Annotated in this window: 25 protein-coding genes and 3 pseudogenes; 17 read left to right on the top strand and 11 right to left on the bottom strand. The window is 41.7% G+C overall.

The features are described from left to right. Nucleotides 1-718 (bottom strand): DUF4225 domain-containing protein (locus LG003_RS20255; protein ID WP_262981485.1); only part of this gene is annotated, 718 nt, incomplete at its 3' end. A 582-nt stretch (nucleotides 719-1,300) separates the two neighbouring features. Here LG003_RS20255 and LG003_RS20250 point away from each other — a divergent pair. From LG003_RS20250 to LG003_RS20240, 3 genes and pseudogenes are all read left to right on the top strand, one after another. Next, nucleotides 1,301-2,239 (top strand): Rpn family recombination-promoting nuclease/putative transposase, encoded by a 939-nt coding sequence (locus tag LG003_RS20250; protein ID WP_262981484.1) that lies wholly within the window; start codon nucleotides 1,301-1,303, stop codon nucleotides 2,237-2,239. Nucleotides 2,240-2,356: 117 nt separating this feature from the next. After that, nucleotides 2,357-2,593 (top strand): annotated as a pseudogene (locus tag LG003_RS20245) (ISNCY family transposase); the annotation flags it as partial. A 681-nt stretch (nucleotides 2,594-3,274) separates the two neighbouring features. Continuing rightward, entirely contained in the window at nucleotides 3,275-3,514 is a 240-nt protein-coding gene (locus LG003_RS20240) for a hypothetical protein (RefSeq protein WP_262981483.1), read from the top strand. 285 nt (nucleotides 3,515-3,799) lie between these two features. Here LG003_RS20240 and pflA read toward each other — a convergent pair whose 3' ends face one another. The 4 genes from pflA to ycaO all read right to left on the bottom strand — a co-directional run bounded on the left by pflA (nucleotide 3,800) and on the right by ycaO (nucleotide 9,904). Beyond that, entirely contained in the window at nucleotides 3,800-4,540 is a 741-nt protein-coding gene (gene pflA / locus LG003_RS20235) for a pyruvate formate lyase 1-activating protein (RefSeq protein ID WP_112876639.1), read from the bottom strand. Nucleotides 4,541-4,625: 85 nt separating this feature from the next. Then, entirely contained in the window at nucleotides 4,626-6,908 is a 2,283-nt protein-coding gene (gene pflB / locus LG003_RS20230; protein WP_112876638.1) for a formate C-acetyltransferase, read from the bottom strand. Between the two features lie 55 nt (nucleotides 6,909-6,963). After that, the gene (focA, locus tag LG003_RS20225; RefSeq protein WP_262981482.1) at nucleotides 6,964-7,821 is read right to left on the bottom strand and encodes a formate transporter FocA; all 858 of its coding nucleotides are present in this window, start codon (nucleotides 7,819-7,821) and stop codon (nucleotides 6,964-6,966) included. 319 nt (nucleotides 7,822-8,140) lie between these two features. After that, complete coding sequence (ycaO, locus tag LG003_RS20220; protein ID WP_262981481.1) at nucleotides 8,141-9,904, bottom strand: 30S ribosomal protein S12 methylthiotransferase accessory factor YcaO; 1,764 nt, start codon at nucleotides 9,902-9,904, stop codon at nucleotides 8,141-8,143. A gap of 138 nt (nucleotides 9,905-10,042) precedes the next feature. Here ycaO and ansB point away from each other — a divergent pair, with 138 nt between their 5' ends. The 13 genes and pseudogenes from ansB (at nucleotide 10,043) to LG003_RS20170 (ending at nucleotide 20,100) form a co-directional block, all read left to right on the top strand. Then, complete coding sequence (gene ansB / locus LG003_RS20215) at nucleotides 10,043-11,086, top strand: L-asparaginase 2 (RefSeq protein ID WP_112876635.1); 1,044 nt, start codon at nucleotides 10,043-10,045, stop codon at nucleotides 11,084-11,086. After that, complete coding sequence (locus LG003_RS20210) at nucleotides 11,083-11,481, top strand: GNAT family N-acetyltransferase (protein WP_262981480.1); 399 nt, start codon at nucleotides 11,083-11,085, stop codon at nucleotides 11,479-11,481. Before ansB ends, LG003_RS20210 begins: the two co-directional genes overlap by 4 nt. Nucleotides 11,482-11,668: 187 nt before the next feature. Beyond that, nucleotides 11,669-12,757 carry a 3-phosphoserine/phosphohydroxythreonine transaminase gene (serC, locus tag LG003_RS20205; protein ID WP_112876634.1) on the top strand — a complete coding sequence of 363 codons (1,089 nt, stop codon included), beginning with the start codon at nucleotides 11,669-11,671 and terminating at the stop codon, nucleotides 12,755-12,757. Nucleotides 12,758-12,886: 129 nt separating this feature from the next. Beyond that, a complete protein-coding gene (gene aroA / locus LG003_RS20200) occupies nucleotides 12,887-14,173 on the top strand; it encodes a 3-phosphoshikimate 1-carboxyvinyltransferase (protein ID WP_262981479.1) in 1,287 nt (428 codons plus the stop codon). 179 nt (nucleotides 14,174-14,352) lie between these two features. Beyond that, a complete protein-coding gene (gene cmk, locus LG003_RS20195) occupies nucleotides 14,353-15,036 on the top strand; it encodes a (d)CMP kinase (RefSeq protein ID WP_262981478.1) in 684 nt (227 codons plus the stop codon). Between the two features lie 180 nt (nucleotides 15,037-15,216). Next, nucleotides 15,217-16,890, top strand: coding sequence for a 30S ribosomal protein S1 (rpsA, locus tag LG003_RS20190; RefSeq protein WP_065390862.1), 1,674 nt, complete (start codon nucleotides 15,217-15,219; stop codon nucleotides 16,888-16,890). 65 nt (nucleotides 16,891-16,955) lie between these two features. Continuing rightward, nucleotides 16,956-17,240, top strand: a complete 285-nt coding sequence (gene ihfB / locus LG003_RS20185; RefSeq protein ID WP_011145915.1) for an integration host factor subunit beta — start codon at nucleotides 16,956-16,958, stop codon at nucleotides 17,238-17,240. 580 nt (nucleotides 17,241-17,820) lie between these two features. Then, nucleotides 17,821-18,912, top strand: coding sequence for an S-type pyocin domain-containing protein (locus tag LG003_RS20180; protein WP_390894156.1), 1,092 nt, complete (start codon nucleotides 17,821-17,823; stop codon nucleotides 18,910-18,912). Continuing rightward, nucleotides 18,864-19,206 (top strand): annotated as a pseudogene (locus LG003_RS23555) (HNH endonuclease signature motif containing protein). The gene LG003_RS20180 and the pseudogene LG003_RS23555 overlap by 49 nt, the downstream one beginning before the upstream one ends. Nucleotide 19,207: 1 nt before the next feature. Next, nucleotides 19,208-19,462 (top strand): bacteriocin immunity protein, encoded by a 255-nt coding sequence (locus LG003_RS20175; protein ID WP_112876631.1) that lies wholly within the window; start codon nucleotides 19,208-19,210, stop codon nucleotides 19,460-19,462. A 157-nt stretch (nucleotides 19,463-19,619) separates the two neighbouring features. Next, entirely contained in the window at nucleotides 19,620-19,727 is a 108-nt protein-coding gene (locus LG003_RS23550; protein ID WP_339366759.1) for a hypothetical protein, read from the top strand. Beyond that, nucleotides 19,724-19,948: a bacteriocin immunity protein gene (locus tag LG003_RS23545; RefSeq protein ID WP_390894155.1), complete on the top strand. Its 225-nt coding sequence runs from the start codon at nucleotides 19,724-19,726 to the stop codon at nucleotides 19,946-19,948. Before LG003_RS23550 ends, LG003_RS23545 begins: the two co-directional genes overlap by 4 nt. Before the next feature lie 8 nt (nucleotides 19,949-19,956). Next, entirely contained in the window at nucleotides 19,957-20,100 is a 144-nt protein-coding gene (locus LG003_RS20170) for a bacteriocin immunity protein (RefSeq protein ID WP_262981477.1), read from the top strand. 39 nt (nucleotides 20,101-20,139) lie between these two features. Here LG003_RS20170 and LG003_RS20165 read toward each other — a convergent pair whose 3' ends face one another. The 4 genes and pseudogenes from LG003_RS20165 to LG003_RS20150 form a co-directional block, all read right to left on the bottom strand. Continuing rightward, the gene (locus LG003_RS20165) at nucleotides 20,140-21,039 is read right to left on the bottom strand and encodes a hypothetical protein (RefSeq protein WP_262981476.1); all 900 of its coding nucleotides are present in this window, start codon (nucleotides 21,037-21,039) and stop codon (nucleotides 20,140-20,142) included. Nucleotides 21,040-21,101: 62 nt separating this feature from the next. Next, nucleotides 21,102-21,260 carry a hypothetical protein gene (locus LG003_RS20160; protein ID WP_158537751.1) on the bottom strand — a complete coding sequence of 53 codons (159 nt, stop codon included), beginning with the start codon at nucleotides 21,258-21,260 and terminating at the stop codon, nucleotides 21,102-21,104. 317 nt (nucleotides 21,261-21,577) lie between these two features. Continuing rightward, a pseudogene (locus LG003_RS20155) lies at nucleotides 21,578-21,742 on the bottom strand (IS630 family transposase); the annotation flags it as partial. A gap of 22 nt (nucleotides 21,743-21,764) precedes the next feature. Further along, nucleotides 21,765-21,902 carry a hypothetical protein gene (locus tag LG003_RS20150; protein ID WP_262981475.1) on the bottom strand — a complete coding sequence of 46 codons (138 nt, stop codon included), beginning with the start codon at nucleotides 21,900-21,902 and terminating at the stop codon, nucleotides 21,765-21,767. A gap of 246 nt (nucleotides 21,903-22,148) precedes the next feature. On the opposite strand from LG003_RS20150, the gene LG003_RS20145 reads away from it, so the two are divergent. Next, a complete protein-coding gene (locus tag LG003_RS20145; RefSeq protein WP_262981474.1) occupies nucleotides 22,149-22,313 on the top strand; it encodes a HepT-like ribonuclease domain-containing protein in 165 nt (54 codons plus the stop codon). A 37-nt stretch (nucleotides 22,314-22,350) separates the two neighbouring features. Here LG003_RS20145 and LG003_RS20140 read toward each other — a convergent pair whose 3' ends face one another. Then, complete coding sequence (locus tag LG003_RS20140; RefSeq protein ID WP_162120402.1) at nucleotides 22,351-22,986, bottom strand: LysE family translocator; 636 nt, start codon at nucleotides 22,984-22,986, stop codon at nucleotides 22,351-22,353. Between the two features lie 4 nt (nucleotides 22,987-22,990). Further along, on the bottom strand, nucleotides 22,991-23,803 hold the full coding sequence (locus LG003_RS20135) for a 2OG-Fe(II) oxygenase (protein ID WP_262981473.1): 813 nt from the start codon (nucleotides 23,801-23,803) through the stop codon (nucleotides 22,991-22,993). Between the last annotated feature and the right edge of the window lie 443 nt (nucleotides 23,804-24,246).

Raw genomic sequence — 24,246 nt, 5'->3', positions numbered from 1 at the left:
GATACAATCGTTGACTATCTGGCTCAAGCTTGTAGCCAAGTAGTCCATTGAGAGACATTCCAACATCAACCGATGTATATATCACATCAGCATCGCGTTTATCCATTCTAAAAGCTTTTTCTCCAATTCCTTCATAGACGAATTTAACTGGCCCAGTATAGCTTTCGCGATAAAGGATATAATAACCACTTTCAACAACATTATTGAAGCCGTGAGCCATCAATGATGCTCCCAGTGTTGCTCCAACACCGCTATCAATAGCAAGAAATCCACCTATGAGTTGTATACTGCCAGATACAAATCCAATCCATGAGACAATCAAATTAACTGTCTCATCATTCCTGCTTTTAGCATTTTCACTGTTTACCTTTTTCTTTACAACAATGGCTTGCCTTACACTCTTTTGAGAAAGCATTGCATCTTGCTCTTCTAATGATCGGATTTCTTCGTCTAATAAAGCTATTGCTTCAGAGATTGAGATCTCCCCGGTATTTATCTTTGATGTGTTTTCTTGGCAATAGGCCATGACTTCACCGATAAAATGGTCTTTAGCCAGACTCCATTTTACATATTTATCGGAAACTCTGTTCATAAGCATCATCAACACATTTTGTTTATCCATTTGAATTTTTAGGAGTTTTCTTTCTTCATTAGTACTGTTATCCAAGTATCCTCTGGCCGAAGGATTTCTTTCGTAAAATTCATCTAAAGCATCCATAATGAGTAACCTGTTGTTTTGAATTTAGCTTAAAATAGTATTATGCACTAAAAATATACAATGGAAATTATAAGTCAAGGTTTATTTTTACTTGTAAGGATACTTTCTTAGCGTGTTTTAAGACGTAGGATTATTAGCAAAGTCCGTTATAAATTTTCTTCAATGAAAATATTAATTCTTCATTTATTTTTTGGATATGTTTCTGTTTTTCTGAAAAATATGATGTAATTATTTTATATAAATTAACACTTTAATTTATTTAGATGTTTGGTAAATCGAGTGTTATTAACAGAAATATAATTAATTGATTTTTTGATAAGGAGGTTATTATTATGTGAATACAAGTTAAAAACTCATTTAAATGAATGGCTTTCATTGAGTAGTTGTTGTAAATATAATGTTTTTCCGGTTTTCCTTTTCTGGCATTTGATTCTTTAGGCTCTTCTATTAATGCATTCGGTAAAGATCTGCCTGAGAAAATATGGGAAGATGTTCTTTGTAACTTGATTGCGGGTTTTCCAGAGATATTATAGCCTTGATAATGAGTGGCGATGATTAACTGATAAGACAGAGAAACGGATTGTGGCAAAGAAAGAAAAACGACCTCACCATGACGCGTTATTCAAACATTTTTTAACGCAGCCCGAAACGGCCAGGGAATTTTTATCCCTTTATCTGCCCGAAGAGGTCCAGTCGTTGTGTGATTTAGCCACATTGAAACTGGAACCCGGCAGTTTTGTGGACCGGCATTTACGTCAACTGCACAGTGATGTGCTGTACTCGGTTGAAATGGCTCGGGGACAAGGTTATATCTACTGTCTGATTGAACATCAATCCACCCCTGACCCGTTGATGGCCTGGCGGTTGATGTATTACGCCATGTCAGCCATGGCGGCTCACCTGAAAAAAGGCCATACTGAACTCCCTTTGGTGGCGCCTCTGCTGTTTTATCATGGTGAGGTTCGTCCTTATCCTTACTCAAACCGGTGGCTGGATTGTTTTACGCTCCCTGAACAGGCGGCTCGCTTATACCGCCAGGCGTTTCCGTTGGTGGATGTCAGTGTGCTCAGCGATGAAGAGATCCTGACACATAAAGGCGTTGCCCTGATGGAGCTGGTGCAAAAACACATTCGCTGCCGGGATATGCAGGAATGGGTCCCCCAATTGGTGGAACTCTTGAATGCGGGGTATAATACAGCCGAGCAGCGCAATGTTGTGTTAAGCTATATTTTACTGAATGGACATACGCTGGATCTCTCCCACTTTGTCCATCAACTGATTGAACAATCTCCGGAGCATGAAACGATGTTGATGACTATTGCAGAAGAGCTTGAACAAAGAGGGCGCGAGCAAGGTATCAAGCAAGGTATTGAGCAAGGCCGAACAGAAGGCCGAACAGAAGGTAGAGAGGAAGGTAAACTGGAAACGGCTCGTGCCTTATTACGGCATGGCGTGAGTTTGGATATTATTGTCACCAGTACCGGACTGAGCCGGGATAAAATTGAAGCGTTAAAGCATTAAATTAATCTTCTGTTTCACAGTAAAATGCCGATATTCAAGATCGGCATTTTTGTTCTTATTCAAGGTGATGGCTGTACAGGGGACTTTTACGTTTGCCCGGCGAAGCTGAAACTGGTCAGACTGAAGCAACTATCTCCGAAGCATGAAACGATGTTGATGACTATTGCAGAAGAGCTTGAACAAAGAGGGCGCGAGCAAGGTATCAAGCAAGGTATTGAGCAAGGCCGAACAGAAGGTAAAGAGGAAGGTAAACTGGAAACGGCTCGTGCCTTATTACGGCATGGCGTGAGTTTGGATATTATTGTCACCAGTACCGGACTGAGCCGGGATAAAATTGAAGCGTTAAAGCATTAAATTAATCTTCTCTTTCACAGCAAAATGCCGATATTCAAGATCGGCATTTTTGTTCTTACAGGATGATGACTATACAAGGGACTTTTACGTTTGCCTGGCGAAGCTGAAACCTATCAGACGGAAGCAACTTTATCGGGGCCCTAAGAGCGTGGGGAACGCGATTAAGTGAGTTGTTTGCGGAAACAAATGACTCATTCTGTTTCGTTAAAACCTCAATGTTCATGTGCCTGATGTGACCGTTTATTACTGATTTTGGTATCCAAACAGAGTTCATGAATTCCTTTGTTGTAAGGTATCAAAATTTACAAATTCTGGTACCGGGGAATTTGCTACATAATGCAATATTAAAAGCCATGATATTCTGAAGTTGTTATTGCGACTTTAAAATGTCACTTCTGGAATGAAAGAGTGGGGTGATTGGCTTTATCTTCTGAGGCGACCCCTTGTTGTTTTAATGGAGACTGTAATTAATCTTTATGGAGTTTTATTTGCTGTGGTTATTTCAATGCCTATTGCACTTTTCTTGATGTCAGTTAACTTATTTATATTTATGAAGAAATATAAAAATATAGTATCATCGTGATAAATATTTTTCTGATTATGTGGATTGTTTTCTTTTTATATTATGATGAAATTTAGTGTATATTAATCAGATTGCTTACTTATTGGGATGTTTAGATAATGACAAAACAGAAAATAGAGGCATTATTAATGATAAAGAGTGGATTTAATTCTCGTGAGATAAACTTAATAAAATCAGTTGAAAAAAGAGATGGAATACCGATAATAGATGAAATTAATTTGTTAGGGAATAGGTTTTATACCCTATGGATTTCAAGATGGATCGCGACGGCAAGGGAGTGCAGCCAACAAAGAGGCAATTTGAAAGATAACGGATATATAAGTCGTTTATATTTATGAAAAGATATAAACGACTTATACCTTAATATTTTATTCGTTATATGAATCATATGCTGACTCGCTTATTGGCTTGATCGCAAGGTTCCCCCATTGTCAAATAATATTCACTGCTTCTATTACGATCTCTGTTTAATATGAAGTCCATCTTTAATAAGCCATTTCATCCCAAATACTATATCCACTTGTGCGTGTAGTTTGATCCTGGCAAGCCAGGGTTTGATATTTAAAATGGTTTTTCCTACTGTTTTTAAACGTCATTTCAGAGATGGAAGTTAACTAATTTAATTAATAGACAACCTTATGACCATAACTTTCCAAAATGTTTTTCACTCTCTCCATTGTCTCTTTTGCTGGCGGTTTTACACCTTCCAACTGATATTTTTCCCCCATAGTTGTCCATTTATGTTTACCCAGTTCGTGATAAGGCAGAAGCTCGATTTTTTCAATATTTTTCATATCTTTGGTAAATTCACCTAGCTTATGAACGGATTCATTATCATCGGACCAACCCGGAACCACAACGTAACGAATCCAGGTTTTCTGGTTACGTTTAGCCAGATAGCGGGCAAACTCCAAGGTGCGATGATTGGAGACACCGACTAATTTCTGATGAATCTCATCATTAAGTTGCTTCAAATCGAGCATAACGAGATCTGTGGCATCCATTAATTCATCAATAACCGGACCATAGCGGCGGACAAATCCATTAGTGTCAAGACAAGTATGAATACCTTCGGCACGACAGGCTCGGAACCAGTCACGTACAAATTCAGTTTGAAGAACGGCTTCACCACCCGATGCAGTAACCCCGCCACCGGATGCGTTCATAAAATGACGATAGGTTGTCGCTTCTTTTATCAATTCTTCAACAGTCACGTCTTTGCCGCCGTGGGTATCCCATGTGTCGCGGTTATGGCAATAGAGACAACGCATCAGGCAACCTTGAAAGAAAACAATAAACCGGATACCGGGGCCATCAACGGTGCCACAGGATTCGAAAGAGTGGATACGACCAAGTACGGACATAACAGGTTTACTCCAAAACTGGCAGGATAAACGACAGGATAAACGAATAGAGGCCCTAAAATTCAGGGCCTTTGCTAACAAATTATTACATAGATTGGGTAAAAGTACGGGTAATTACATCCTGTTGTTGCTCTTTAGTCAGTGAGTTGAAACGTACGGCATAACCTGATACCCGGATGGTGAGCTGAGGGTATTTCTCAGGGTCTTCCATGGCATCGAGCAGCATGTCACGGTTCATCACATTGACGTTCAAATGCTGACCACCTTCAATTTCTGCTTCATGGTGGAAATAACCATCCAGCAAACCAGCCAGATTAGTTTTGCGTGTTTCATCATCTTTGCCTAACGCGTTTGGTACGATAGAGAAGGTATAAGAGATACCATCTTTTGCATAGGCGAAAGGCAATTTAGCCACAGAGGTCAAAGAGGCGACGGCACCTTTTTGATCACGACCATGCATTGGATTGGCACCGGGTCCAAATGGTGCGCCAGCACGACGTCCGTCAGGGGTGTTACCGGTTTTCTTACCATATACCACGTTAGAAGTGATAGTCAGAACGGATTGTGTCGGTACCGCGTTGCGATAAGTATTCAGTTTCTGGATTTTTTTCATGAAACGTTCAACCAAATCACAGGCGATATCATCAACACGTGAGTCGTTGTTACCGAATTGTGGATATTCACCTTCAATCTTGAAATCAACCGCTAAACCATTTTCATCACGAATCGGTGTCACTTTGGCATATTTGATGGCAGACAATGAGTCAGCGGCGACAGATAGACCGGCAATGCCACAGGCCATAGTACGGTAAACATCACGGTCGTGCAGTGCCATCAGCGCCGCTTCATAGCTATACTTATCATGCATATAGTGAATGATGTTTAGTGCAGTAACATACTGTTTTGCCAGCCAATCCATAAAGTGATCCATGCGGGCCATAACCTTGTCGTAATCCAGCACTTCATCTTTTATTGGCTCTTCTTTCGGGCCAACCTGCATTTTCAGCTTTTCATCTACACCGCCGTTAATAGCGTACAGCATCGTTTTAGCCAGATTTGCGCGGGCGCCGAAGAATTGCATCTGTTTACCCACAATCATAGGGCTGACGCAACAAGCAATAGCGTAATCATCGTTGTTGAAGTCAGGGCGCATCAAATCATCGTTCTCATATTGCAAAGATGAGGTATCGATGGAAACTTTTGCCGCGAATTTTTTGAAATTTGTCGGCAGTTTTTCGGACCATAGGATGGTCATGTTGGGTTCTGGTGATGGGCCCATTGTGTATAGGGTGTTCAGGAAGCGGAAACTATTTTTAGTCACCAGCGTGCGACCATCTATTCCCATACCTGCCAGCGATTCTGTTGCCCAGATTGGGTCACCGGAAAACAGTTCGTCGTATTCAGGTGTCCGCAGGAAACGAACCATACGCAGTTTCATCACCAGATGGTCAATTAATTCCTGAGCTTCAACTTCTGTCAGCTTACCCGCTTTCAGGTCACGTTCGATGTAGATATCCAGGAAACTGGAAACGCGACCAAAGGACATTGCGGCGCCATTTTGAGACTTAACCGCTGCCAGATAAGCGAAATAAGTCCACTGTATCGCTTCCTTAGCGTCAGTGGCGGGGCCAGAAATATCATAGCCGTATTTAGCCGCCATCTCTTTAATCTGGCCCAGAGCGCGGTGCTGTTCAGCGATTTCTTCACGCAATTGAATAATCATTGCCAGATCTTCACCGTTTTCCAGTTTTTCCTGCAATGAATTGAACTGAGCTAATTTATCATCACGCAAGAAATCGATACCGTATACTGCAACACGACGGTAGTCACCAATAATGCGACCACGGCCATAGGCATCAGGCAGACCTGTCAGAACACCAGATTTTCGGCATTTAAGAATATCTGGTGTGTAAACATCGAAAACGCCTTGATTATGCGTTTTGCGGTATTCAGTGAAAATCTGTTTCAATTTAGGATCGAGTTCACGGCCATAAACTTTACATGATCCTTCTACCATTTTGATGCCGCCAAATGGGATTAGGGCACGTTTTAATGGGGCTTCCGTTTGCAGGCCAACAATGGTTTCCAGATCTTTTTCGATATAACCTGCGTCGTGGGAGGTAATAGTAGCAGCAACATCAGTATCAAAATCAACCGGCGCATGAGTGCGGTTTTCGATTTTGATACCTTCCATGACTTTTTCCCATAAGGTATCGGTCGCTTTTGTCGAACCTGCCAGGAAAGATTCATCACCCTCATATGGCGTATAGTTTTTTTGGATGAAGTCACGAACATTGACTGCGCTTTGCCAATCACCCAGGTTAAAACCTTGCCATGCTACAGAGAACTTTTTATTTAATTCAGTCATGATACTTCTACCTTTGTAATAATCGAACTTTTAAGAAATCAGGCGAGAGAGCTAATTAATGTTTTTGCTCACTACGCAGATAAATTGACCAGTAAGTTAAACCCACCAAAATGGCGCCACCGATAATGTTACCAATAGTGACTGGAATTAAATTGTTAGTAATAAAGTGTGCAATGGTGAGTTGAGAAAATTGTTCAGGCGTTGCCCCTACATTAATCCAAAATTCAGTTGGTGCGAAATGCTTAATAGCAACACCAAGCGGGATTAAAAATATATTCGCAATACTGTGCTCAAAGCCGCTGGCAACGAACATACTTACTGGCAAAATCATGGCGAATATTTTGTCCATTAAACTACGTCCGGCATAACTCATCCAAACAGCGAGACAAACCATTAAATTGGCGAGAATGCCTAAAAATAGCGCTTCAATAAAAGAGTGATGCATTTTATGGTTTGCTGTTTGCAAGACATTCAAGCCCCATAATCCGTCGGCAACACGGTATTGACCGGCAAACCAGATAATGGCGACGAAAAATAGCGCGCCAATCAAATTACCGAGATAAACGTTAATCCAGTTTTTAATCATTTGATACCAGGTTATACGCCCGGTGGCTTTGGAAATAATCGTCAACACAGTAGAAGTAAATAAATCTGCTCCGCAAACGACTACTAACATTAATCCAAGGGAAAAACAGATACCGCCGACTAATTTAGCTAGCCCATAAGGGACAGATGTGGTTCCTGTAGTCACGGTAATATAAAAGACGAATGCAATGGAAATAAAAATTCCGGCAGTTATTGCTGACAGATAGGTAATGGCAACAGGTTTAGTAGTTTTATAAACACCAATGTCATTGGCGATTTGTGTCATTATCGCAGGTGGTAATAGGTTAAAGGGGGTGTCAGCTTTCATACCAACATTCTCTTTATCATTAATAAGTTACGGTACGTAATGATAGTAACAAAGGCGTGAAGGGGAGAATTTGATATAGATCATAATTCCCTGAGAGTGGACTCTGTTTTGGGGAGTGAAAATGGTTTAAATTCAATTTAACCTGTTGATTTTAATAAAATAAAAAAATTTTAAAAATTATAATATTTTTTTATTTAACCCATTGGTAGGAAGTTTGGTAAGTAAAATTACAGGCCAAATTGTTATTTACTTGTTGTTGCAAATAAATTTAATTTAACCTGAATTTTACTTTTAATTATAAATTGTCTTTTCTACAATTTTATTTTGCGTTCCAGAAATCGCATTTTGCTTTTTGCAGCTTCTCATAAGCAGCCAATAAAGCCTGATGAGCGGGCAGTGATTTTAAATCTGCATCAACTGACCACAGACCATAAAAACAGTGTTCACCAGAAATAGCTGCTGATGCTGCTTCAACAGCATCTTGCCCATACATTTTTACGAATGCTTGATAATATTGTGTAGGCGCTTTATCCGCTTCCAGAGCAAGTAAAAGTAGTGTTTGCAAACAGCGATAATAATTAGCGCGTTCGGCCGTAAAGATTGAGGCGTTAAAATCTTGAGTCCATTCTACCCAAATTAAAGCCTGTTCCAAATCACCGCCAGCCAGCGCCAACATGGATTTCAGTTCACCAATCCGTAAATTGCTCCAGCCATTATCTTTACCCACCGCAATGCCAAACAACTCACGGATACGGGTAAAATCATCCAAACCTTCTTCATCTAATTGCTCAATCAGTGCCAGATATTCTTCGGCTTGCCACTGGCTATCCGGTAATGCTAATAAAGCTTCCCGCAAATGCGTTCCCATCGTGTTATTAGCAAGATGTAAATCTTCCACAGGATAAATATCAGACATTCCCGGGACCAAAATACGGCAGGCATAAACACCAAGGTGCTCGTAGTCAGCAATATAAACTTCGGCATCCAATTGTTTGAAGATAGCCATCAAAGTGGCGAACTCTTCTTCTGTCGTGCCGCTGAAATTCCAGTCATCGAACGCATAATCAGCATCTTGTTTGAATAAATCCCAACTGATTAAACCGCTCGAATCGATAAAGTGAGTTTCCAGATTGGTATGTTCTGCCACTTCTTCATTATCGAAAGTCGGCGCATTGAACACATCCAGATCTTTCAAACTGCGTCCTTGTAATAATTCGGTCACAGTACGTTCCAGTGCTACACCAAATTCAGGATGTGCACCAAAAGAGGCGAAACAAGTCCCGTTATTGGGATTAAACAGCACTACGCAAATAACCGGGAACTGTCCACCGAGAGAGGCGTCATAACAATAGAGTGGGAAACCTTCATCCTGTAATTTGCTGACTGCGGCGACAACGCCGGGATAACGGTTCATCACTTCCTGGGGAATTTCTGGCAGGCTGATGCCTTCGGCGATAATACGATTTTTCACATAGCGTTCAAAAATTTCAGATAATCCCTGAACTCTGGCTTCATTCATAGTGTTGCCAGCTGACATACCATTGGAAACATAAAGATTGCCAATAATATTCATCGGAATATAGACGGTATGATCATCAGACTGACGAGTAAATGGCAGCGAGCAGATACCACGCTCTTCATTACCTGATTGCAAATCGACTAACTGACTGGCGCATAACTCATTTTCAGGATTATAAAATTGGTGTAACCGGTCATCCAGAATGCCTGCTGGTAGAGAATCATCTTCCGGTAAAGCAAACCATTTTTCATTCGGATAATGGACAAAATCACCGTTAGCGATAGCTTCGCCTAAATAGAAGTCAGCAAAAAAATAGTTAGTTGACAAGCGTTCAAAATACTCCCCTAAAGCAGAAGCTAAAGCGGCTTTCTTGCTGGCACCTTTGCCATTGGTAAAACAGAGAGGGCAATCGCGGTCGCGGATATGAACCGACCAGACATTAGGAACCGGGTTCAGCCATGAAGCTTCTTCGATATTAAAACCAAGGTGTTGCAGTTTTTGCTGAAAACGGTTGATTGAGTCTTCCAGTGCGGCGTCTTTGCCGGGAATAAAGGTTTGCGTCATGGTATTCACTTATGAGTGCTCGTTATGGGGCGCTCATCATACGAGTTTTTTTTCAGTAGCTAAAGTCTGGTATGTATCACAGATTTATTGTTATCATCATCCATAATCTAACAGGATATTTTTTATTAAGGAAGAAGCATGAAAAAGATGAAACACACAGCTTTAGCCAGTTTATTGGCATTAATTAGTGGTTCTGCTTTTGCTTTACCAAATATTACGCTTTTGGCGACAGGAGGGACGATTGCGGGTGGTGGGAAGTCTGCAATCCAATCCAACTATGTTGCTGGAAGAGTTGCTATTGATGAATTAGTCAATGCTATTCCTGAGATCAAAGATATCGCCAACCTAAAAGGTGAGCAGGTGGTGAGTATTGGTTCGCAGGATATGAATGATCAGGTGTGGTTGACGCTAGCGAAAAGAATCAACGCTGATTGTGGCAAGACCGATGGTTTTGTTATCACCCACGGTACTGACACAATGGAAGAAACTGCTTACTTCCTCGATCTAACTACCCACTGCCAGAAACCGATTGTCATGGTTGGTGCGATGCGCCCGTCTACGGCGCTTGGTGCCGATGGCCCGTTAAATCTGTATAACGCTGTGGTGGTTGCCGGTGATCAAGCATCAGCCAAACGTGGTGTGTTGATGGCAATGAATGATGCGGTTATCAGTGGGCGCACTGTGGTGAAAATGAGCACCACCGAAGTTCAGGCATTCCAGCCAGTTAATGCGGGTGCTGAGGGCTTTGTTCATAATGGCAAAGTCAATTATTACGCTGACGCTAAGCCGAGAGCGAGTAAGGCGATTTTTGATGTCAGTAAACTGGATAAACTGCCTAAAGTAGGCATTGTCTATAACTATGCCAATGCGTCTGATCTGCCGGCGAAAGCTCTGTTGAGAGATGGTTACCAAGGTATTGTCAGCGCTGGTGTGGGCAACGGTAATATGTATAAGGCGATTTTCGATACTTTGGCTCAAGCGGCTAAAGATGGGGTTGTGGTCGTCAGATCAAGCCGTGTACCGGTGGGATATGTTACTCAGGATGCGGAAGTGGATGATAGCAAGCATGGCTTTGTCGCTTCTGAACGTCTGAACCCACAAAAGGCCAGAGTGCTTTTACAATTAGCTCTGACTGAAACGCGTGATCCGGTAAAAATTCACGAGATGTTTGTGAAATATTGATTTGTGATTCAGAGATAACAATAGAGCGCACAGGTGCAGCTTGTTTTGTTGCGCTTCATGATCACTGGGTAGTGGGATATTATACTCTGGCTGCTGCCGGTATCCAGTTGACCAACCTCCCTACGGTTACTATTAAGAAACTGCCACGATACCCAACAGTGCCGGCAGTACGGATGGGGAGGTTGGCCGTTGATCAGGCATTTAGAAATCAGGGACTCGGTGGAGCATTGCTAGCTGATGCTATTGAGAGGACCATTCGTGCCGAAATTGCGTCTTATGCGCTGCTTGTTGATGCAAAAGATGATAATGCAGTGCGATTTTACCGACATCATGGCTTTATTGCTTTACCCGATTCGTCATTTCACATTATTCCTTCCTCTCATAGCTGTAGATAAAAAAGGTAAAAAATAAGCGGCTCACCTGTAATAGCGCTGAATGAACAAGTTTATTGGCTATTTTTGCGATAGTTTTGTTCAACGTTTGAATAACCATTGCAGCAATGAAATGGGAATGGTACAACCGATATATCAGATTATTTATTGTTATCAATCATTGTTATTTCGTCAGAATAAGGTGAGGTAAATGAATCAGGTATATAATTTCAGTTCAGGTCCCGCTATGTTACCGGTCGAAGTATTGCGTAGAGCTGAACAAGAGCTCTGTAACTGGCATGGTATTGGGACTTCAATTATGGAAATTAGTCACCGAGGTAAGGAATTTGTCGCAGTGGCAAAGGAAGCTGAAAATGATCTGAGAGATCTATTGTCAGTGCCTGAAAACTATAAAGTATTGTTCTGCCATGGTGGCGCCCGTGGTCAATTTGCCGCTATCCCAATGAACCTGCTGGGTGATAATGTTAAAGCTGATTATATTGATGGTGGTTACTGGGCTGAATGTGCAGTCAAAGAAGCAGAAAAATATTGCACGCCGAATGTAATTAATATCAAAACCGAAATTAATGGCTTGAAAGGCGTTAAGCCAATGAGTGAATGGTTATTAAGTAATGATGCGGCTTATGTCCATTATTGCCCGAATGAAACCATTGATGGTATCGCAATTCATAAAGAGCCAGATTTTGATGATAATAAAATTATTATTGCGGATTACTCTTCCTCTATTCTTTCCGGGCCGTTAGATGTTAGCCGTTATGGTATGATTTATGCTGGAGCGCAGAAAAATATTGGTCCGGCGGGGCTCACACTGGTTATTGTTCGTGAAGATTTATTAGGCAAAGCCCGTAAAGAAACCCCGTCTATTCTTGATTATACGGTGCTGGCAGAGAATGACTCCATGTTCAACACGCCGCCAACATTTGCCTGGTATCTCTCTGGTTTGGTCTTCAAGTGGATGAAAGAGCAAGGCGGGGTACAAGAGATGGCAAAACGTAACCGTGCTAAGGCTGAGTTACTTTATAATGCCATTGATAACAGTGATTTCTACCATAACCAAGTCGTCCTTGAAAATCGTTCCCTGATGAATGTGCCGTTTAAGACGGCTGATGCCTCACTGGACAGCAAATTTCTGGCAGAAGCAGATGCACAAGGGTTGCAGGCATTGAAAGGTCACCGGGTTTCCGGCGGTATGCGTGCTTCTATTTATAATGCAATGCCTGTCGAAGGGGTTCAGGCTTTAGTTGATTTTATGGCTGATTTTGAGCGTCGTAACGGCTGATTTGTCAACTTTACCGGGAACAATGGTTCCCGGTCTATCTCAGGGTAGAAAAAAATATTTCCTCAAACGTAACAATGACTCACTTATTATTAAAAATAACCTAATTGAGAATCGGAGAGCCTGTTATTTATGCAATCCCTGATGCTACAACCTATTTCTTCCATTAGTGGAACTATTAACCTGCCAGGATCAAAAAGTGTTTCCAACCGTGCGTTATTACTGGCAGCCTTTGCTAAAGGTACTACCTGCTTAACTAACTTGTTGGACAGTGATGATATTCGTCATATGCTCAATGCCTTGGCTGCGTTGGGTGTCAGTTATCGTTTATCTGATGATCGTACCCGTTGTGAAGTTGACGGTATTGGTGGATTGATTACCCATAAAGGGCCGGTAGAACTGTTTCTGGGTAATGCCGGCACAGCAATGCGTCCCCTAACCGCCGCGTTATGCTTGGGAAAAAATGACGTCGTTCTGACCGGCGAACCTCGGATGAAAGAGCGCCCGATTGGTCATCTGGTGGATGCTTTGCGCCAAGGGGACGCAGAAATTGATTATCTGGAGCAGGAAAATTATCCGCCGTTACACGTCAAAGGGGGTTTTGTTGGCGGCAAAGTGACGGTAGATGGCCGGGTTTCCAGCCAATTTTTGACCGCATTGCTGATGGCTGTACCATTGGCGGAAAATGATTCTGAGATTCATATTCAAGGGGAATTGGTTTCCAAACCTTATATTGATATCACTCTGGCATTGATGAAAAGTTTTGGTATTACCGTAAATCACGATCAATATCAGATTTTCCATATTAAAGGCCAACAGCAATACGTTTCTCCGGGCCACTATTTGGTTGAAGGTGATGCCTCTTCTGCTTCCTATTTTCTGGCGGCCGCAGCAATTAAAGGTGGTACTGTGCGGGTGACCGGAGTTGGTAAAAATAGCCTTCAAGGGGATATCAAATTTGCCAATGTGCTGGAGAAAATGGGGGCGAAAATTCGTTGGGGTGATGACTTTGTTGAATGTGAACGAGGCTCTCTCACTGGCATTGATATGGACATGAATGAAATTCCTGATGCAGCTATGACCATTGCAACCACTGCGTTGTTTGCGGCAGGGGAGACCGTCATTCGCAATATATACAATTGGCGGGTAAAAGAGACGGATCGGCTGCATGCGATGGCAACTGAATTGCGTAAAGTCGGTGCAGAGGTGGAAGAGGGGAGTGATTACATTCGCATCACACCACCACCAAGATTGTTACCTGCTGAAATTGGTACCTATAATGATCATCGAATGGCGATGTGTTTCTCGTTGGTGGCGCTGTCCGATACACCGGTTACCATTCTCGATCCAGGTTGTACAGCAAAGACCTTTCCTAATTATTTCAATCAATTGGAGAGATTAAGCCAGCGAAAGTCATAATTATCGATTATTATGATTTAATAAAGCGTATTTCTTTGATCAAAATCTATCTACATGGCATGCGCTTATTTCGTTCACTCTGTGAGTGCGTATAATAAACGGCAGATATTGATTATTTTATTGAGTAAATATTCAGCATCTGGTGAAGTGTTAACTTGCCATGCTAAAGGAGAACAATAATGGTGGCGATAGCCCCAGTAATAACTGTTGATGGGCCAAGTGGTGCAGGTAAAGGAACATTATGCCAGGCACTGGCAGAGGCCTTAGGCTGGCAACTGCTTGATTCAGGTGCTATTTATCGAGTGTTGGCACTGGCAGCGATTCATCATCAGGTGGATATCCAGTCTGAAGACGCGTTAGTTCCTCTGGCTGCTAATCTTGATGTGCGCTTTGTCCCTAGAAAAGGGAAACTCAGTGTGATGCTTGAGGGCGAGGATGTCAGTAATGAGATCCGGACCGAGACGGTCGGCAATACTGCCTCGCAGGCGGCTGCTTTTCCACGAGTTCGTGAAGCCTTGTTACGGCGTCAGCGTGCTTTTCGGGTTGCACCGGGCTTGATTGCAGATGGCCGTGATATGGGAACTGTGGTGTTTTCTGATGCCCCGGTAAAAATATTCCTTGATGCCAGTGCAGAAGAACGTGCGCGCAGACGTATGCTACAGTTGCAGGAAAAAGGCTTTAGTGTTAACTTTGAATGTCTTTTGTCCGAGATACAGGAACGTGATTACCGCGACCGTAACCGGGCAGTTGCGCCGTTAGCGCCGGCTGGAGATGCATTAATATTGGATTCAACCAGTATGTCTATCGAAGAAGTTATCGACAAGGCGCTAAATTATGCGAAAAAAATTCTCTCAATTACCTGAGCGATTTTAAGTTTTTAGCTTATAATTGATGACGATGTACTAAAAACTAGGTACGCGGGTAGAGAATTTTTCCGCAAACCAGACAACCTTGTTACAGGGAATCGTAGCAGGGCATGTAAAACAACCCCATTCGGCGGGAAGCTAAATGGACGTTAAATTAAAATCTTGAAGATCATTAACATGACAGAATCTTTTGCTCAACTCTTTGAAGAATCCCTGCAATCTATTGAAACTCGTCCAGGTGCTATCGTTCGCGGCATCGTTGTTGCTATTGATAAAGACGTTGTATTGGTCGATGCAGGTCTGAAATCAGAATCCGCTATTCCTGTAGAACAGTTTAAAAATGTTCAGGGTGAGCTGGAAATCCAGGTCGGTGATGAAATTGATGTTGCGCTAGACGCTGTTGAAGATGGTTTTGGTGAAACTGTTCTGTCTCGTGAGAAAGCAAAACGCCATGAAGCGTGGCTGATGCTGGAAAAAGCTTACGAAGACGCAGAAACAGTTACCGGCATCATCAACGGTAAAGTAAAAGGCGGTTTTACTGTTGAACTGAACGGTATCCGCGCATTCCTGCCTGGTTCTCTGGTTGATGTTCGTCCAGTTCGTGATACAACTCACCTGGAAGGTAAAGAGCTTGAGTTTAAAGTCATCAAACTGGATCAGAAACGCAACAACGTCGTGGTTTCTCGTCGTGCTGTTATCGAATCTGAAAACAGTGCAGAACGTGATCAACTGCTGGAAAACCTGCAAGAAGGTATGGAAGTTAAAGGTATCGTTAAGAACCTGACTGACTACGGCGCATTTGTTGATCTGGGTGGCGTTGATGGCTTGCTACACATTACTGATATGGCTTGGAAACGTGTTAAACATCCAAGTGAAATCGTCAATGTGGGCGATGAAATCGCAGTTAAAGTACTGAAATTTGACCGTGAGCGTACCCGTGTATCTCTGGGCCTGAAACAACTGGGCGAAGATCCTTGGGTAGCAATCGCTAAGCGTTATCCAGAAAGTACTAAACTGACTGGTCGCGTAACTAACCTGACTGATTACGGTTGCTTCGTAGAAATCGAAGAAGGCGTTGAAGGTCTGGTACACGTTTCAGAAATGGACTGGACCAACAAAAACATCCACCCATCTAAAGTGGTTAACGTTGGTGACGTTGTGGAAGTTATGGTTCTGGATATCGACGAAGAACGTCGTCGTATCTCCTTAGGTCTGAAACAGTGTAAAGCTAACCCTTGGCAGCTATTTGCTGAAACTCACAACAAAAATGACCGTGTTGAAGGTAAGATCAAGTCTATTACTGACTTTGGTATCTTCATTGGTCTGGATGGCGGCATTGATGGCTTGGTTCACCTGTCTGACATCTCCTGGAACGTTGCTGGAGAAGAAGCAGTTCGTGAATACAAAAAAGGTGATGAAATCGCGGCTGTTGTTCTGCAAGTTGATGCAGAACGTGAGCGTATCTCTCTGGGCATCAAACAACTGGCGGAAGATCCATTCAATAACTACCTGTCTGTGAACAAGAAAGGTGCTATTGTGACTGGTAAAGTGACCGCGGTTGATGCTAAAGGTGCGACAGTAGAACTGGCTGACGGCGTTGAAGGTTACCTGCGTGCATCAGAAGCTTCTCGTGACCGTGTTGAAGATGCAACGCTGGTTCTGAATGTGGGTGATGCAGTTGAAGCCAAATATACTGGTGTTGATCGCAAAAACCGCGTTATCAACCTGTCTGTTCGCGCTAAAGACGAAGCTGACGAAAAAGACGCTATCGCTTCTGTGAACAAGCAAGAAGACGCAAACTTTGCAAACAATGCAATGGCTGAAGCTTTCAAAGCAGCGAAAGGCGAATAATTCAAGTGAATAACGGTGGATAACACGTAAGTGTTATCCAAGTGCGGTAGTTTAGGGAGGTACTCATGACCAAGTCTGAATTAATTGAAAGACTTGCTGGCCAGCAATCTCATATTTCGGCCAAAACCGTTGAAGATGCAGTGAAAGAAATACTCGACCATATGGCAATAACATTGGCAGATGGTGAACGTATAGAGGTACGCGGATTCGGCAGTTTTTCTCTTCACTACCGTGCTCCGCGCGTAGGTCGTAACCCTAAAACCGGTGATAAAGTGGAGCTGGAAGGTAAATACGTTCCCCATTTTAAACCTGGCAAAGAGTTGCGTGATCGCGTGAATATCTACGATTAAGTTTGAAGATAACAAGTTATTGCTTATTCTAAACAGTGTTTCGATGCTGTTTTAGATTCATCACAAAGTGCTGGCCTTTTGGTCAGCACTTTTTTGATCTAATCAAGACTCATATAAAAAGAGCTGATTTTTATACTGAGAAAACCTACCCCATGAATCCTGCTAATCTGATGTTGTATCCTTAGAAACCATTTGCATGCAAAACCAATATCGTCATTGGTTGCAAATTTATTCGTGATATTTGCTTTTGATGAAAAATTGTGTATAAATTGTTATAAATCATGAGGTATTATTAGCATCAGGCAACTTAATTTCGATAAATTTCGGAATATTCCTATATATCTTTAAGCGAAATCTATTGCATCATTGAACGCTTATTAATCCATAAGTGGTGAAAACATGATGATTTCAGTTAGAACCACTCTTCATACGGTGAATTAATGGAGAAGTGAATAGATGGCAATAGGATATTTCCTGCTGGTTGGTGATAAAACAACTTGTGGCGGCCAGATTATTACTGGTGACCACACTATGACATTTGACGGGTGAGCAACTGCTCGTGAAGGGGATAAGGTTACCTGTGGTAAACATCCCGGCACTTACATCATTAACAGATATGTTTGACATGGGGAGTAAGCTGGCGGGCACATTGGATAGCATTAGTACTTGTCCCTGTCGGGCCCGATTTATTAATTCAGTGATGGACAGTTACGAGAAACAGGAGCAGCTTCGTCAACAAGCGCCTGCTCATATGGCAGCGCAAAACTTCTCATCACCGGTGAAGGAAATGGGAAATATCCAATCCTCACCACCGCCTGTAACACAGGCTCCTCCTCCTCCGATCCCGGTATTTGCCAAATCCCGTCAGCGAGGTAAAGGCTGTACCGATGCCGGTACAGAAACTGAACCGGTAAATAACTTTGGTAGGATGGCGATATGTCAGGTTCCGTTATCTCCTGCTCCGGTAATGGTATCAAAACCTGAACAGCCCCCGCAGAGTAATAAACACCCACCTAAACCGGATAAACCGCAGGATAAAAAATTACTGTGGTATAAACGGTGGCTTAGCGGCAGCAAAGATAAGGCCGAAGCTGCTGCTATCGCGGTGACTGCAACTACCCGTAGCGCTATAGCGGATAGTGAAGCATTGGTGATGCGTTACATTGGTGGTGGCATTACCAGCGCCGGGCGTTGGCTGGCGGTACCAAATCCGTTGACAGTCGGATTAATGGGGCTGTTTTATTCATCCGGGTTAAATGAAGGCGAGGAAGATTACTTAAACCAGCATCATCTTAGTGAGATTGCAGAACAGCTTGGTAAAGCGCCGACCCGTGTTCGTTTTCGCTGGATTAGAGATGAAAAAAGCGGCAGGATGACAGTTCAGGGGTATCACGTCAGCCCGGAGAGTGGTCTGGATAAAGTGCCGGTTCGTATGATGAAACTGAATCCGGCTACCGGTAATTACGAGTTCTGGGAACAAGGAGAAAATCGGCCAACGATTTTATGGATGCCAAACGAACAGGAATTTAAGGTTCCGCCCCATACTGGGAATGAGGAACAGCCGTTTATCCCGTCGCAGATAACGATATTACCGATTCCGGATAAAGTGGGTAGCAATATTGAATCGTTGCCGATACCGGAAGACAAGGAGCGCCGATTCCCAGTCAGATAGCGGATAAGTTGCGAGGGAGGACATTTAATAATTTCGATGATTTTAGAAGAGCGTTTTGGAAAGAGGTTGGTAATGATCCTGAGTTGGTAAAGGATTTTTCTGATGTAAATAAAAAAAGAATTAGAGTATGCGCCATTTTCCATTCCAACTGAACAAATAGGTGGAAAGAAAAAATTCGATATCCACCATGTAAAACCAATTAAAGATGGTGGAGCTGTCTATGATATTGATAATTTACGAGTGGTAACACCGAAAAAACATATTGAACTCCATTCTAACAGAGAGGGTATGTAAGATGGAACTGAAAAATAAACTGGAAGATTATACTGAAGCTGAATTCTTATCCCTATTGAATAAAATATGGGCGGTGGATGTTTCAGAGGAAGAACATGATAATTTAATAGATCATTTTGAAAAACTTGTAGAACATCCAAACGGAAATGGACTAATTTTCTATCCGGAGAATGGAGTTGAAGATAGCCCGGAAGGTGTGCTCAAAGTTATAAAAGAATGGCGAGCCGAAAACGGTAAACCGGGCTTTAAAGAATAGCAGTCGGATAAGTGATGAAAAGGGTTTTTACAATCCTTTTCATCACGCAGATTAATACCTTGTGGATAATATACCAACATTGAATCGCTGCCGGTGTTGGAATTATATCTTAGTATTTCCAGCCGATTTTGGCATTAAATCGAACTAACAATATGAAATACATCATGTTCAGTTTATTAAAGATGATGCTTCTGTTTATGGACTCAATAACCTGCGAGTAGTAACTCCGAAGCGACATATTGAAATTCATAAAAATGGTAAATGAATATGAAAAAGATATCTGATTATACAAAAAAAGAGTTCCTTGATTTTGTCATAGGCATTTGTACCGATACATACTCCATAGAGAAAGATCATATATACCCGTTATCCTTCAAGTTGCCTCTTTGTTGGCTGCACTCGCTCACCCCGGTCACATCGTTATCTATGCTCCCGGGGATTCACTCCCTTGCCGTCGCGATGCATCTTGAAATCCATAGGGTATAGTTGCTGTCATGGAATTTGAGCGTCTATCAGAACAGCCTGCTGGGCTTGATCTTCTATATTACCCAGAGTATGGGAAAAGTGGTCCTAGTGCCATAGTGCATGAAATAAAAGAATGGAGAGCTAGAAACGGTAAACCGGGCTTTAAAAAATAGCGGTCTGAAACACCCAATAGGGCGTTCGTTCTTATAAAGTTATTGGTCTAACTGTAAGTGAGAACTTAATCTAATATATTGATTTTTATGATGTTCAGCCATTCTTCTTAACTCTTCATCAAGAAACATATCCGGCAACTCGTAATCATCCCTGTGTTCAGAGAGATTAACTTGAAGTGATTCAAGAACTTTATGGAGTTCAATCCAATACTTCACAAGACAGTGACGCCGGGATCGTTCTTGTAGCAGATAACCAAAGTCTTCAACATATTTTCTGTCTGTTCGAAAATCTTCATGCTCAAGTCTTTCTAACAGAAAGTAATAAGCAGGGATCATCAGGCTTCTGATGCGCTCTTTCTCGACCTCAATATCGTCTTTGACTTTATTCACAATGTTGGCGAGGCGAGATCGAATACAAGCGATAGGATTCAAAACGCGGACGAACTCATGAGAGCCTGGCGCTGCATTAATCATAAAACGTTCTGTATTTAAGTATAGTTTGTCGCCAGATAAATCGTCGTATTCAAAACCTGCTGGCCGGTCAATGATATCAACAAGGTTACATTCATCATTGTTATCAGGGTTAGAGAACAATCGGCCTTCATGCTCTTTAATCGTCTTTGTGTCCTTATCGGTCAGGAGGCATATTGCAATAGATGGGAGATCAAGTGGGTTGCTATAATGAGGTTCAACGTTGAATGCTCTGGCGATATTTTCAACATTGTTTCGTTTTGTTACATAATCGACATCAACAGAAGTTATGAAAACTTCGTTAGGTAAATTATTTTTCGAGTATTTATGAAGGTATGTATTTACCCAGTAGCGCACGGCTTGACCACCAACAGTGATTGCTGGCCCTGCTAAGCTATCAGCGTTTTGGATTAACTCTTGATTGAGCAAATAAATTTGCTCAGAAGGCGGTATGTGTTCAACAGTCATAAAAAAGAGCCAAATATTATAAACACTTGGCTCAATATATCATGTTCGGTACAGGGGAAGAATCAGAAGTTCGGAGCCATATCTGCAACGGAGCTACCTGATGGCACACTTAAAGTTGGCCTTTGTATAAAGGGCTGTGGAGTTGCATGACCACTCTTCTGCTCTTTTACACGTTGAGCGTAGGCAACATGTTGTGCTTTTTTGATATCAGGTGCATTCATCTTGAAGTTCTCCCTACGAGGGAATTAATTTAAGAGATCTTTGCACAAAATATATGCCAAAGTCACAGCAACTTCAACTAAGTTTGTTGGATCATGTTTTTAATAGCGTAAACGCCTTATCGGATAACACAACGGAACGGGGCAGGAAATTGAGAATATTCTAGCCGTAGTTCTTGAATTTAATGCGTGTGTCGAGAATCGTTACCGCTCCGGTATCCTCTGTTCAGTACGGATAAGATGTCCCATAGCTTGATACAACCCTTCTCGTTTAATTAACAATAAGTAATGAAACCAGAGCAGTTGTTTTGAATAAGGTTTCATAATAGTGCTACACCCATTTTTTGTCTTCCTGGTTTTTGCTGTGATGAAAACGATTTCAACAAGGCATCAACATAATTAAGCAACTGCCACATAAATTGACAACTATGATTTCGCGTTACTGTCTCATGGAGCGATTGCTATAACCGTTCTATCTTATTTAGTACTACAGCCGTACTTCTTTTTTCAACAGAAGAAACGCTGATAGGAAAGCTTCAATTCATGCGATTTTCCTGTGTCATGAACGTCAGAAAAAACACGGATTTTGGCATCGACATTGATGATGGAAAGCGGGCTTTGGTATTGCTTTCCTTTTGGTGCCACATATTATAAAACCAGATTTTGTTGCGGAGTTAATGGCATGAAACCATCAATAGTCTTAGCTGCCAATCGGGCGGCCATCCGTCGCGTAGTGGAATCTCATCGTGCTCGTAATGCCCGTGTTTTCGGGTCTGTTATACACGGTGATGATACCGAAGACAGTGACTTGGACATCCTGATTGACCCGACGCCGGAAACCACCCTCTTTGACATTGGCGCGATCCGGCACGAGTTGTTGCTAACCCTGAATTGCCATTGTCGTTTGCTTACCAGATGCGTAATGCTTTGGCTCATGGCTACTTCAAGGTGGATTTTAAGATTGTCTGGAAAACGATCCACAGTGCTTTACCGGGGCTTGACCAGCAAGTTCTAGAAGTAATGCCTAAGGATCTCCACGAAATTTCGTTTGATTAAAAACGTTATTCGACCCTCAGGCATAGCATTTCCTGACTTAAGAAAATTTCAGATTAAATAATGTTATTGAATATGAAAAGAAATAGATTCCAAGCATAATAAGAACGACACCGCTGGTGTAATTAATAAACTTGATAACACGGTGACTGAGCATTTTCCTGGAGAAGAATATCACAGTATTAATAAAGGCAACCCAAACAATGACGCCAATAATTGTCCCTGCTGCACCAATAGCTAAACTATATTTACCTGATGCAATATTGTTGAGTTGTGCGCTGACAGACAGCCAAAAAATAACATTGTATGGATTTAATAGTGTCAACAATACACCATCAAAAAATTGTCTATGATAGGGTTTGGAGATGATATTGATATTTTCCTCATTTTTCTTATTTATGAAGCTGGTAATACCAAACCAAATGACCATCAATGCGCCTAAAAACCCAAAAATAGGCATAAAAATAGTATTGGAAAACAATTGTAATATACCAAAACCTAAAAGTAATAAATAAATTATATCGGCAAAACAAGCACCTAAGCCAAAAATTACTGCGTGAAGACAACTGATATTCAAGTGTCTACGCATAATTTCTATATTTATAGGGCCAACGGGAGCCGCAGCTCCCAATCCTAAAAGAAAAAATGTTCCTAATGTACTGATTACACCAACCATATAATTAATTCCATAACATGAGATGTTTATTTAGTGATAATCCAATGAAGCTTTGTAATGATATTCTGCACCCTTCGGAAAAACTACGAATAGCATGGGGTTTCCTGGTGTTTATTATAATCAAATCTCCTTGTTCTGGTTTAATAAGGATGGATGGCGGAAGTGTGCCTCGCCAATCGTTTTCTGCATTATCTTCGATTAACTCGGTAATAGGGATTTCAGGAACATCCCACAGCTCAAGCTCTCCTCCATTTGCAGGCATTTTTATATAGATATTCACTGAGAATTGGCCCAACAAATTGACCGATTGTTGTTGAAGGCCATCAAAGTGGGGTTGTTTTTCAACCATAAAAGAGCGTTCCGGCCTGCTCATCACTCTGGCAATACCCACATGCATCTTTTTACCTTCAAAGTTTGCAATGCTGGCCCCGGCGGACCATATCTCGTCCAGTTCTAAACGAAATTTATCGAAAGGCGCTAACATTGGAGCACAGAAATTTCTGACATTTCTGATGGCAGGTAACGCATTTTCAAAATATTTTTTATAGCTATCGCTATCTTTGGATTTGCCAAAAGTTGTATTGTAAGACGGACCAATTCTATCAACACCATAATCAACTAAAACAACTTCATCTCCTTTTTTCAAATCATGAGGGTGACATTCCAGATTTTCGTGGGAGAGGAGAAAATCAGAGAGCTTGTTTGCAATAGAACTATCAACATATTTCTTTATATGGATTGCTAACACTTCATCATTAAATAATTTAGTAAGATGATGTTCTTGCAGAGAGTCAGATACAATTATTTTGTTTTTCATAAAAACCACCTCATTGTATTTAACATGATTTTTTGATTATTTTCCATATAAAAATAGAATGGAAATATTAATTTAGTATTATTTAAATCTAATCAATGCGATCTTAATCACAAAACAAAAAGTAGACAAGCAGTTAAGTAGTTTCACTAATTCGGTGATCAATAACTTAGGTAATATCTGATAATAATTATTTTTATTGTTTTATACTCGTCATCTTTCAAGTTGCCTCTTTGTTGGCTGCACTCACTCACCCCGGTCACATTGTTATCTGTGCTCCCGGGGATTCGCTCCCTTGTTGTCGCGATCCATATTGAAATCCATTGGGTATACATATAGTTGGATTAATTGTTCTATTAATCTATACCCGTCATCTTTCAAGTTGCCTCTTTGTTGGCTGCACTCGCTCACCCCGGTCACATAGTTTGCTATGCTCCCGGGGATTC

Origin of the sequence: Photorhabdus kleinii (genome assembly GCF_025384885.1) — a bacterium.
In the GTDB taxonomy this organism is placed as follows: Bacteria; Pseudomonadota; Gammaproteobacteria; order Enterobacterales; family Enterobacteriaceae; genus Photorhabdus; species Photorhabdus kayaii.
The sequence above is the reverse complement of the archived record's forward strand: the minus strand, read 5'-3'. Positions and strand labels throughout refer to the sequence as shown.